Below are 10920 nucleotides of genomic sequence, written 5' to 3' on the forward strand. Positions count from 1 at the left end.
ACGGAAAGGCGGGCCTCGCGCTGCGGAGTGTTTTCAAAACCAAGCCCGGTCCCGGCCTGCGGTAACATCGCAGGCGGTTCTTGAGCATCGCTTGCTGGCAGGGTTCCTTTGCTGAAATGGACTTGGCCGAAAGAGCCGCTGGTCCCAGTCGCTGGTTCGCGCTTTGCGTGAACTCCGCGCTACTGTGGGACAGTTAGGCTTCTGTTGTTGGACCCGCTACATCTTCCCGTCCCAACATCGCCCGTAGCTTCTCAAAGCTTTCCTCGCTCAGGCAGTGCTCCATGTGGCAGCCCTCTTGCGACGCGACCTCAGCCGAAACACCCGCATCCTCCAGCAGCCCCACGAAAAAGCAGTGACGCTCCCACATTTGACGAGCGACCTCCAGCCCTCGCTCTGTCAGATGAACGTCGCGCTTGCCCATTTCGACATAGCCGTTGCTTTCCAGCGTCGCCATGGCCTTGGAAACGCTCGCCTTGGTTACGCCGAGGTACTCCGCAACGTCGATCGAGCGCACGATGCCCTGGCGTTCCGACAGAACGTAGATCGATTCGAGATAGTCTTCTCCGGATTCACGTAGGGCCATGGGCCGCCTTTCGCGATGATTGCTAGTTAGCCTTTGGATACTTTCCACGGCTTACTTTACCGCAAAAGTTGCCCATGTCTTACTACTTTGCCTAAAAGTTAGCCGTGTTTCACAAAACGAGCGGGACGAAAACAAAATGGGAACACGCCCCGCAAGGAGTGTCCCCAAGTGCCGAGCCGCAGCTATAGCAGTCCAAAGTACTTCGCGGCGTTGTAGATCCCATCGTCGTCCACGGCGGTCGTCACGTAGGTCGCCGCAGCTTTCACCGTGTCCTGCGCGTTGCCCATGGCCACACTTGTGCCCACGGCCGAGAACATCGACAGGTCGTTCTCGCCGTCGCCAAAGGCAATCGCTTCACTCGCGTCGATGCCCAGGCGCTCCAGCGTCGCCGCCACACCCAGGTCCTTGCCGCCGTTGGCCGGAATAATGTCGCAGAACAGGTCGCACCAGCGCGTGGTGAGCGAATGCGACACGGCATCGGTCACGATATGCTCGTCAACTGGGTCAACAAAGGCACAGAACTGATAGACCGGCGCGTCAAAGGCATGCTCAAACGGCTCCTCGTGGTAGACGATTCCCGCGTTGCTGCCAGCCGTCACCACGCGCTCGGACAGGCGGTTCACAAACGAGTTCTCGCCCTGCATGCACAGTGAGTCGTAGCGCCCCTGCGCCACCTGGTCCACAATCACCGCAACGTCGTCCGGATCAATCGGGCAGCTGCGGTAGACGCCCTTGGCATCAAAACAGTGCTGGCCCGAAAGCGTAATGTACGCATCCCAGCCCAGGTCGAACAGCCAGTCCGGCATCTGGTAGGTCGGACGGCCCGTGGCGATCACGCACGCAATCCCCTGCTCGCGAAAGCTGTCGAGCACCTGCTGCGCCGACGCCGGAATCCGGTGGGTCTTAAAGCTCAGCAGCGTGCCGTCGATATCGAAAAACGCGGCTTTGATCATTCTCGCCTACTCCTCGCCCTCGAGCTTTTCGCTCGCCTCGAGCCACGCCATCTCCAGCTCGTCCATGGCGGCGTGAGCCTCGTCGATCTTTGCCTGCTGCTCGCCGAGCGCCGTGTAGTTGGTGGGATCGACCTGGGCCATGGCGGCCTCGGCCTCCTCCACGCGGGCGCGCTGCGTCTCCATCTTGCGCTCGAGCGAGCTCACCTCGCGGCGGAGCTTCTGACGCTCGGCGTTGGAAAGGCCGTTGGGCTGACCGCTCGACTTGGGCTTGTCGGCAGCAGCCGCCGCACCGGTGTCGAACGTGCCGGTCTTAGCGCTCGGCGCGCCCACGGGCTCGCCCTCGGCGGTAGCGTTGCACAGGCGCAGGTACTGGTCCACGCCGCCGGGCATATGCGTCAGATGGCCATCGAGCAGTGCCCACTGTTGGTCGGTCACGCGCTCCATCAAAAAGCGATCGTGTGTCACCAGGATCAGCGTGCCGGGCCAGCCGTCCAGCAGGTCCTCGACAATCGCGAGCATGTCGGTATCCAGGTCGTTGCCCGGCTCGTCCAGGATGAGCACGTTGGGCTCGTCCAGAATCGTCAGCAACAGCGACAGGCGACGGCGCTGGCCGCCCGAAAGATCGCCGATGCGGCTCCAGAGCTGCTGCGTCGTAAAGCCCAGACGCTCGCAGAGCTTCTCGGGCGAAGTCTCCTTGCCGTCGATGACGTAGTACTTCTTATAGTTGCCGAGCACCTCGCGGATCGTGTCGCCCATGTAGGGTTCGAGCTCCTCGAGCTGCTGCGACAGCACGCCAAAGCGCACTGTCTGGCCAATCTTCACGCGGCCGCGCGTGGGTTCAATCTTGCCCTGGATCACGTCGAGCAGCGTCGACTTGCCGGCACCGTTCTCGCCCAAAAGGCCATAGCGGTCGCCCGCACCAATGAGCCAGGTCACGTCAGAGAGCACCTGCTTGGGCGCGCCATCGGTATCCGCATAGCCGGCGTCCACGTCGACCACATCGATAACCTGCTTGCCCAGGCGGCTCACGGCGAGGCGCTTGAGCTCCAGCTCGTCACGCACGGGCGGCACGTCGGCGATCAGCTCGCGAGCGGCATCAACGCGAAACTTGGGCTTGGTGGAACGCGCCTGGGCGCCGCGGCTCAGCCACGCGAGCTCCTTGCGCGCCATGTTGCGACGGCGTTCCTCGGTAACCGCGGCCATGCGGTCGCGCTCCACGCGCTGCAGGATATATGCGGAGTAGCCGCCCTCGAAGGGATCGACCTGGCCGTCGTGGACCTCCCACATGCTGGTGCAGACCTCGTCCAAGAACCAGCGATCGTGCGCGACCACGAGCATGGCGCCCTGACCGCGCTGCCAGCGAGCCTTAAGATGGCGTGCAAGCCAGTTGATGGTGCGCATGTCCAGATGGTTAGTGGGCTCGTCGAGCATGAGCACGTCGTAGTCGCCGATCAACAGGCGCGCGAGGTCCACGCGGCGGCGCTGGCCACCCGAAAGCTCGCCCACCGTGCCCTCCCAGGGCACATCGCTAATGAGACCGGCGAGGATCTGGCGCGTGCGGGGGCTCGACGCCCACTCATACTCGGGCGTGTCGCCCACGACGGCATGGTGCACGGTGTCGGTGTCGACAAGCTGGTCCTTTTGGCCGAGCAGGCCGATCGTGGTGCCGCGACGATGCGTCACGCGGCCGTCGTCGGGCTCCAGCGTGCCGGCGAGCACGCTCAGCAGCGTCGACTTGCCGTCGCCGTTTTTACCGACGATACCAATACGGTCGCCCTCGCCCACGCCGAGCGTCACGCTATCGAAAATATGCTTGGTGGGAAACTCTAGGCTGACGGAATCGCATCCCAAAAGAATCGCCATATGCCCTGCTCCTTCGTAGAAATTCAACGTTGTCCATAATAGCAGCGAAAAGGCGGGGCGCACACGACACAAAAAGGCGGGCCATCTCCCAAAAGAGATGACCCGCCTCTCCAATCAGTCCCGTGGCAACCGTGGCCGCCGCGGGCCTCAAGCATGTCCCGGACTAGGAGAACATGCCGGTGAGGTAATCATTCAGCCGCTTATCCTTGGGCCGTTGGAAAATCTCGTCAGTCTCGTCGTACTCGACCATATCGCCCATGTAGAAGAACGCCGTGCGGTTGGACACGCGCGACGCCTGCTCCATGTTGTGCGTCACGATAACGATGGCGCGGTCGGCCACGATCGATGACATGAGGTCCTCGATCGCCAGCGTCGAGATGGGGTCGAGCGCCGAGCAGGGCTCGTCGAACAGAATCACGTCGGGGTTGAGCGCCAGCGTGCGCGCGATGCACAGACGCTGCTGCTGGCCGCCCGAAAGCGCGTAGGCGCTCTTGTCGAGCTTGTCTTTGACCTCGTCCCAAAGCGCCGCGCCGCGCAGGCTTTCCTCGACCATGCGGTCGAGCTCGTCGCGGTCGGTGATGCCGTGGCGCTTAGGCGCAAACGTGATGTTGTCGCGAATGGACTTGCGGAACGGGTTGGGCTGCTGGAACACCATGCCAATGGAACGGCGCAGCTCGTAGGTGTTTTCGGTCTTGGTGTTCACGTTGCGCCCGCGATAGTTGATCTCGCCCTCCACGCGGCAGCCGCGAATCTCGCGATTCATGAGGTTGAGGCTACGCAAGAAGGTCGACTTACCGCAGCCCGAAGGCCCGATGAGCGCCGTGATCTCGCCCTTGTGAAAGTCGAGCGACGTATTGTGCAGTGCATGGTGGTCGCCATAGTACACGTTGACGTCCTTGGTGGAGAGCACGACCTCGTCGCTCACGGCCTTGCCGCTCGCGCGCACGCGCTTCTCGCTCTCCCCCACGCTCGACAAAAAGTCCTGGGTCTCGGACGATGCCGCCTCAGTTGCGGGCGTTGCATTTATCTCGCTCATTCGGCCGTCATCTTCCTTGCCAGTTGTTTGCCCACGATACGGGCGACTACGTTAAACAGCAGCACGCAAATCATCAGCAGTGCCGCGGTACCCCAAACGATCTGCTGGGCCTCGGGGCTGCCTTCGCCATAGATCTTGTAGATATGCACGGCGAGCGACTCACCGGGGCGGAACACGTTCCAGGCGCAAGTAGGGCTCGACAGGTTAAGGCTCAAGAAGTTGAGGCGAACCGGCGAGCTCATGCCCGAGGTAAAGAGCAGCGCCGCGGCCTCGCCAAAGACGCGGCCGGCCGAAAGCACGATGCCGGTCACGATAGCGGGCATGGCCTCGGGAATCAGGATGTGCAGCATGGCCTCCCAGCGGGTGAGGCCCATGGCCAGGCACGCATCGCGCTGGGCCTGCGGCACGTCCTCGAGCGCCTGCTGGATCACGCGCACCAGAATGGGGATATTGAACATGGTGAGCGCGACGGCGCCGGAGATGATGGAGTACTTCCAGCCCAGCTGCACCGAGAACACCAGAAAACCGAACATGCCGACAACGATGGAAGGCAGCGAGGACAGCGTCTCGATGGCGGTGGAGGCAATGTCGCGGACGGGTCCGTCGGGTGCGTACTCAACCAAAAAGACCGCGCCACCCAGGCTGATGGGCACCGAGATGATCAGGGTGATCAGCAGCAGGTAGAACGAGTCGAACAGCTGGTAGAGCACGCCGCCCTGCGTTCCGTTGGCGCGCGACGGCTCCGTGAGAAAGCCCGGCTGGAACAGCGTCGAGATGCCCTCGAACAGGATATAGGCCACCATGGAGACGACGATGAGCATGACGATGGCGACGATCGCCGTCAACACGCCCGTGGCGAAGCGGTCCTGCTTTTGGACACGCCCGAGCCTCGCCTCGTCGATGTGGATACGCGTGCTAGCCACGAGCCTTCGCCCCCTTGCGGCCGATAAGGTGGATGATCAGGATGAAGATGAGACTCATGCCCATCAGCAGCAGGCCGAGCGCCCACAGAACATCGTCTTGGGCCGAGCCCTCGGCATAGACTGCCATGGACGTGGTGAGCGTGGTGGTGATGGTCGAAGCCGGCGACAGCAGCGACGTCGGCATGGCCTCGATGCCGCCGATGACCATGCGCACGGCGAGCGTCTCGCCAAAGGCGCGGGTCATGCCCAAGATAACCGCGGTCATGAGCGACGGCATGGCGGACTTGAGCACCACGTGCCAGATGGTCTGCCAGCGGGTGTAGCCCAGCGCGAGCGAGCCCTGGCGGTAGCCGTCGGGCACGGCGCGCAGGCCATCGACCGAAAGCGTGGTCATGGTCGGCAGGATCATGACGGCCAGCACGATGGCGCCGGGCAAGATGCCCAGGCCCGTGCTCACGTGGAAAACGCTCTTCATAAGACCGACGACCACGTGAAAACCGATCAGGCCAAAGACGACCGAGGGGATGCCGGTCAAAAGCTCAATGAGCGGCTGAAAGATCTTAGAGCCAAACTTAGGGCTAATCTCGATCGCAAAGATGGCAGAGCCGATGGCGATGGGCAGCGCGATAAGCGTGGAGAGCACCATGACCGCAAACGAGGTGACGATCAGGGGCAGGGCGCCGGTATAGGGCAGGCCGTTTTCGGCTGTGTTGGCCAGGTCCCACTTGGTGCCGGTGAAAAACTCGACGACCGAGACGCCGTCCTTGACAAAAGCCGAGAGGCCCTTTTGGGCGACCATAAAGATGAGCGCGGCAACGACAAGCGTCACGAGCGCTACGCACGCGCCCGTGACGCCCAGGCCCACGTTCTCAAGGTCGCGCTTTGGCAGCTGTTTTGCCATTGCAAACCTTTCCGGGGCGATTACTTATTTAGCAGAGACCTTGCCGTTGGCGTCCTTGACGACCTTCATGGCAGAGACGGGGATGAAGCCCTGCTCCTCGACGAGCTTGCCCTGGACGTCGTCGGAAAGCATGAACTCCAGGAAGGCCTTGGTGGCCTCGTCGGCGTCCTTGGAGCAGTACATGTGCTCGGTAGCCCAGATCTTGAAGGAGTCATCAGTGACATTCTTGCTCTTGGGCTCGACGCCCTCGACCTTGATGGCGTTGAACTTGGAGTCATCGAAGTGCGAGAAGTCGAGGTAGGAGATGGCGTTATCGGTGCTGCCCATCTGAGTCTGGACGTCGCCGGACTTGTCGAGCTCGGCGTCGCCCTTAAAGTCGACGGTCTCGTCGCCAAAGACGGCGGCCTCGAAGGTGGCGCGGGTACCGGAGCCGGCCTTGCGGTTGAGGACGACGATGGTGGCGTCGTCGCCGCCGACCTCCTTCCAGTTGGTAATCTGACCGGAGAAGATACCCTTGAGCTGCTCGAGGGACAGGTCGTCGACCTTGACGTTCTTGGAGACGACGGGGCCCATGCCCACGACGGCGACCTCGTGGTCGACGAGGTTCTTGACTTGATCGGCCTCAAGCTTGGTCTCGGCGAAGACGTCGGAGTTGCCGATGGTGACGGTGCCGGCGGCGACAGCGGTCAGGCCCTTGCCCGAACCGTTACCCGAGCCGGAGACGGAGACATCGGGGTTGGCGTCCATGAACTTCTCGGCAGCGGCCTCGACGAGAGCCTGGAACGAAGAGGCACCGTCGTAGGTCACCTCGCCGGAGACGGACTCGGCAGCAGCGGCGCTACCCTTGTCGGCGGCATCGGATGCGCCGGAGCCGCCGCACCCAACGAGACCGAGACCGACGATGCTGGCAAGACCACCAGCGAGGCCGAGGAACTGACGACGAGAATAAGCCTGATCGAGCATGATCTTCCTTTCATACATGCGATTCGCGGGCACCCTGCCCGCTTTGCTGTTTGGAAAGATACGGCCTCGATCGGGCAGTGCCCGCGCCAACTGCGGTTTTTTACGGGCATCTGATAGACCCTTACCGCAAGCGCAGCACGGCCTTTACAAACGAATAACAATCCAGCGCCGAACATGGCGCACCTTTTACACCAGAGGAAGGTAGTTGTTGGGGACGTTCTTAAACGACTAGTCGTTGGGGACGTTCTTGTTTGACTAGTCATTTAAGAACGTCCCCAAGGACTACCTTGGAAACCCCGCAGGTTGAGCATAAGTCAGCGAAAACGCCCCTAAGCGAGCAAGGTGACGTGAAAGAGGAGGGAAGCGTACTTTTGTACGCGACCGACGATTGAACGTCAGATTGCCGCTTGGGGGCGTTTGCAGCGTCGACTGGTTACGCGGTTTGGTAAAACCGCGTAACCCTAAAGCTCTAATTCATTCAAACGGAGGATCGCAACAATATAGATCTTGAGCGCCTGCTTGAGCTGTTCCTCGTTGGCGCACTCGTTGGGGCCGTGCATCTGGCCGCCCCATGCGGGCAGCTCCAGGCCGGTCTCCTCGGGGCCAAACGAGACGGCGCGGGCAAAGTTGCGCGCGTACGTGCCGCCGCCCATGGCAAAGGGCTCGGCATGCTTGCCGGTGAACTCGTTATAGGTATCGATAAGCGCCTTCACGGCCGGATCGTCGGCAGACACCGAGAACGGCACCTTCGCACGACCCACACGGCACGTCACGCCAAAACGGCCCACGAGCGGCTCGAGCTGCTCGCGGATGGTATCGGCACTCGTGCTATCGGGGAAGCGCACGTCGATGACCTGCTCGATATGGCCATCCGCCACACGGATGACGCCAGCGTTGCAGGTAAGCGGGCCAAACGCTGGGCTCGTCGCGTCGATACCCAGGCCGCGACCATAGGCATCCGCATGCACAAAGGCCAGGAACTTGACGAACTCGTGCTCGGCAGGCGTCAGCAGGCGCTCGTCGCGTGCACCAAACGCGTCCTCGGCCTCGCGCAGATACGACACGATCAGGCCGACGGCGTTGATGGTGCCCTCAGGCATCGAAGCGTGACCGCCAATACCGTGGGCGAAAATCTGCGCATGCCCGTTATCGAGTGTCGTGATCTCAAGGCGGTCGGCGTTCTCGACCGGCGCCGGCAGCTCATCGGCGGCAATCGCGAGCTCGCAGATAGACTGCGACGGAATGGCGTTGCTCGCCTCGGCACCGCTCCAGGACACAATGCGCCCGCCGTCGATCTTGGGGCTCACGAACGTCGCCCCAAACTGGCCCTTCTCAGCATTGCAGACCGGGAACTCGGCATCGGGCGTAAACAAAAAGTCGGGGTCTGCGTTGTTCTCCAGATAATGGTGAACGTCGGACATGCCCACTTCCTCATCGCAGCCCAGCAGCGCGCGGAAGGTGTAGCGCGGAACAATGCCGTGCTTGAGCAAGTAGGCGCCGGCGTAGAGTGACAATACCGCCGGGCCCTTGTCGTCAATCACGCCGCGACCGAGCAGCCAGCCCTCGCGGCGCTCCATGGTGAACGGGTCGGTGTTCCAGCCAGGGCCGGCGGGAACCACGTCCACGTGGCAGATAGTCGCGAGCTGTTTGTCGCCGCGGCCCGGGATATCGGCGATTCCCACATAGCCCTCGTCGTCGCTCGTCTGATAGCCGAGCTTCTGCGCGATGCCGAGCGCGCAATCGAGCGCGTCACGGACCGGGCGGCCAAACGGCGCGCCGGGCTCCGCATCGGCAGAAACTGCCACGGACGGATAACTCACCAGCTGCTCGATATCGGCGACGACATCCTCCCAGACCTCGTCGACATACTCGGCAACGCTCTGCTCCACCTGATTCATGGACGACCTCCTTACCAATGAGCGGCGAGCGTGCCCGCCCCTCACATCAAATACCTATATAGCGAAAAGTTTAGCAAGCTCGGCCACCGAGTGCACCACTGCATCGGCACCCGCCGCCTCGTGCTCGCCCGGCGCCGCCGCGCCCGAATAGATACCAATGCACGGCACGCTCATCGCGTGCGCGCCCTCGACGTCGTTAAAGCGATCGCCGATCATCACGGCATCGCCCGCGGCCGCACCCAAGGCCGCCAACGCGTCGCGGACCGAATCGGCCTTGGTCTCGCGCCCCTGCGGCGGATTCATGCCAACCACCGCCTCAAACTGAGAAAGTCCCAGCTCTCCCACCATGTCAACGCACTTTGCCTCCATGCGCGACGTCGCCACGGCCAAGCGCTTGCCCTGGGCGACCAACCCATCCAGCAGCTCGGGGATCCCGTCAAACACGGGATACTCCTCCGGTCCCAGCTCGTCAAAAAAGGCGCGGTACTCGTCGGCCACCACAAGCGACTCCTCGCGGGAGAAGCCATAAAAGTCGTGAAAACTCTTCCACAGGGGCGGCCCGATCATGCGACGCAGGTCACCCATCTGCGCCTCCGAAAACCCGCGTGCAGCCAGCGTCTTGCGCGTCGAGGTCATCACCGCCCGACCCGTATCGGCCACCGTGCCATCAAAATCAAACAGCACGACCGGCCGTTTGCATATCTCCAGCGCCTCCATCGGCATCCCTCTTCCCCAGTTGACGATTTCCACACCGACACTTCAAACTGTTGACTATTCAACAATTGAACCTAGAAATGTGGAACGACTCCACTATACTTGTCGCACTTTGCTCTCAGAAGGCGGCGCCGTCGCGCCCCAACGAAAGGTGCAATTATGTCTTTTGCCATCATAACCGACTCCACGTCGGACATCTCCCCCGCCCGCGCCCAAGAGCTCGGCATTTACGTGATTCCGCTGCATGTGATTATCGAGGGCGAGGACCTGCTCGACCAGGTGCAGATTACCGCCCAAGAGTACGTCGCCCGCATGGCCGGCTCCGAGCAGCTGCCGCACACCTCGCAGCCGAGTGCCGGCGAGTTCAAGGAACTCTTTGACCGCGTGCGCGCCGACGGCCACGATAGCGCCATCTTTATCTCGCTGTGCAGCGAGTGGTCCGCCTGCTACGCCAACGCCAGCCTGACGGCCGAGACGCACGAGCTCGACGTGCGCTGCATCGACTCGCGCACCGGCTCGGGCGCCGAGAGCCTGCTGGTGGAGTACGCGCTGGCCATGCGCGAGGACGGCCGCAGCCTGGACGAGACCGAGGCGCAGATCCGCGCGACGCTGCCCGACGCCCACCTGCTGCTGATTCCCCGCACGCTCGAGAATCTCGTTAAGAACGGCCGCGCGCCCAAGCTCGCCGGCCAGCTCACGCAAATGCTCAACATTCGCCTGGCCGTTTCGCCGGAGTGGAAATCGGGCGAGATCAAGGCCATAAAAAAGGGCCGCGGTGCCAAGCGCATCGTTACCAACACCATGGCCGATTGCCTCGCATTTTTGGCCGAGTATCCGGGCTCCAGCGTGCGCGTGCTCACGACCGGCGCCGCCGAGGAGCAGGAGCTTGTCAACGAGGCACTCGCGGGTCAGGATTACGTAGACGCCGGCACCGGCCCCATCGGCTGCACCATCGCCACCCACGTAGGCGTCGACGCCATCGCCATCAGCTACTGCCCCCGCTACCAGCCAACTCACTAGGGACGCCCACATCAGTTGCGGTGGAATAGGGACTGTTTTTGGCTTATTAGCCGCCAATCAATCCCT

The 10920-nt window shown here is 62.4% G+C and carries 10 protein-coding genes; 1 reads left to right on the forward strand and 9 read right to left on the reverse strand.

The features are described from left to right. Positions 1–193: 193 nt before the first annotated feature. The 9 genes from DXC52_RS09435 to DXC52_RS09475 form a co-directional block, all read right to left on the reverse strand. Positions 194–583, reverse strand: a complete 390-nt coding sequence (locus tag DXC52_RS09435; RefSeq protein WP_117747047.1) for a metal-dependent transcriptional regulator — start codon at positions 581–583, stop codon at positions 194–196. 182 nt (positions 584–765) lie between these two features. Beyond that, positions 766–1536, reverse strand: coding sequence for a Cof-type HAD-IIB family hydrolase (locus DXC52_RS09440; protein ID WP_117747048.1), 771 nt, complete (start codon positions 1534–1536; stop codon positions 766–768). 6 nt (positions 1537–1542) lie between these two features. Then, complete coding sequence (locus DXC52_RS09445; RefSeq protein ID WP_117747049.1) at positions 1543–3399, reverse strand: ABC-F family ATP-binding cassette domain-containing protein; 1857 nt, start codon at positions 3397–3399, stop codon at positions 1543–1545. 163 nt (positions 3400–3562) lie between these two features. Continuing rightward, positions 3563–4435, reverse strand: coding sequence for a phosphate ABC transporter ATP-binding protein PstB (gene pstB, locus DXC52_RS09450; RefSeq protein ID WP_199409513.1), 873 nt, complete (start codon positions 4433–4435; stop codon positions 3563–3565). Beyond that, positions 4432–5358, reverse strand: coding sequence for a phosphate ABC transporter permease PstA (gene pstA, locus DXC52_RS09455; RefSeq protein ID WP_117747050.1), 927 nt, complete (start codon positions 5356–5358; stop codon positions 4432–4434). Before pstA ends, pstB begins: the two co-directional genes overlap by 4 nt. Continuing rightward, on the reverse strand, positions 5351–6259 hold the full coding sequence (gene pstC / locus DXC52_RS09460) for a phosphate ABC transporter permease subunit PstC (protein ID WP_117747051.1): 909 nt from the start codon (positions 6257–6259) through the stop codon (positions 5351–5353). The genes pstA and pstC overlap by 8 nt, the downstream gene beginning before the upstream one ends. A 24-nt stretch (positions 6260–6283) precedes the next feature. Further along, the gene (locus DXC52_RS09465) at positions 6284–7222 is read right to left on the reverse strand and encodes a phosphate ABC transporter substrate-binding protein (protein WP_117747052.1); all 939 of its coding nucleotides are present in this window, start codon (positions 7220–7222) and stop codon (positions 6284–6286) included. Positions 7223–7683: 461 nt separating this feature from the next. Next, complete coding sequence (locus DXC52_RS09470; RefSeq protein ID WP_117747053.1) at positions 7684–9120, reverse strand: M20 family metallopeptidase; 1437 nt, start codon at positions 9118–9120, stop codon at positions 7684–7686. Positions 9121–9174: 54 nt separating this feature from the next. After that, on the reverse strand, positions 9175–9870 hold the full coding sequence (locus DXC52_RS09475; protein WP_233504930.1) for an HAD hydrolase-like protein: 696 nt from the start codon (positions 9868–9870) through the stop codon (positions 9175–9177). Positions 9871–9993: 123 nt separating this feature from the next. On the opposite strand from DXC52_RS09475, the gene DXC52_RS09480 reads away from it, so the two are divergent. Continuing rightward, positions 9994–10854, forward strand: a complete 861-nt coding sequence (locus DXC52_RS09480; protein ID WP_117747055.1) for a DegV family protein — start codon at positions 9994–9996, stop codon at positions 10852–10854. Positions 10855–10920 lie beyond the last annotated feature (66 nt).

The organism is Collinsella sp. TF05-9AC (assembly GCF_003438495.1).
Taxonomy (GTDB): Bacteria; Actinomycetota; Coriobacteriia; order Coriobacteriales; family Coriobacteriaceae; genus Collinsella.

Excerpts from the sequence above, each read along its gene's own strand:
- DXC52_RS09435 (WP_117747047.1), bottom strand. The coding sequence starts at position 583 with ATGGCCCTACGTGAATCCGGAGAAGACTATCTCGAATCGATCTACGTT.
- DXC52_RS09440 (WP_117747048.1), bottom strand. The coding sequence starts at position 1,536 with ATGATCAAAGCCGCGTTTTTCGATATCGACGGCACGCTGCTGAGCTTT.
- DXC52_RS09445 (WP_117747049.1), bottom strand. The coding sequence starts at position 3,399 with ATGGCGATTCTTTTGGGATGCGATTCCGTCAGCCTAGAGTTTCCCACC.
- pstB (WP_199409513.1), bottom strand. The coding sequence starts at position 4,435 with ATGAGCGAGATAAATGCAACGCCCGCAACTGAGGCGGCATCGTCCGAG.
- pstC (WP_117747051.1), bottom strand. The coding sequence starts at position 6,259 with ATGGCAAAACAGCTGCCAAAGCGCGACCTTGAGAACGTGGGCCTGGGC.
- DXC52_RS09465 (WP_117747052.1), bottom strand. The coding sequence starts at position 7,222 with ATGCTCGATCAGGCTTATTCTCGTCGTCAGTTCCTCGGCCTCGCTGGT.
- DXC52_RS09470 (WP_117747053.1), bottom strand. The coding sequence starts at position 9,120 with ATGAATCAGGTGGAGCAGAGCGTTGCCGAGTATGTCGACGAGGTCTGG.
- DXC52_RS09480 (WP_117747055.1), top strand. The coding sequence starts at position 9,994 with ATGTCTTTTGCCATCATAACCGACTCCACGTCGGACATCTCCCCCGCC.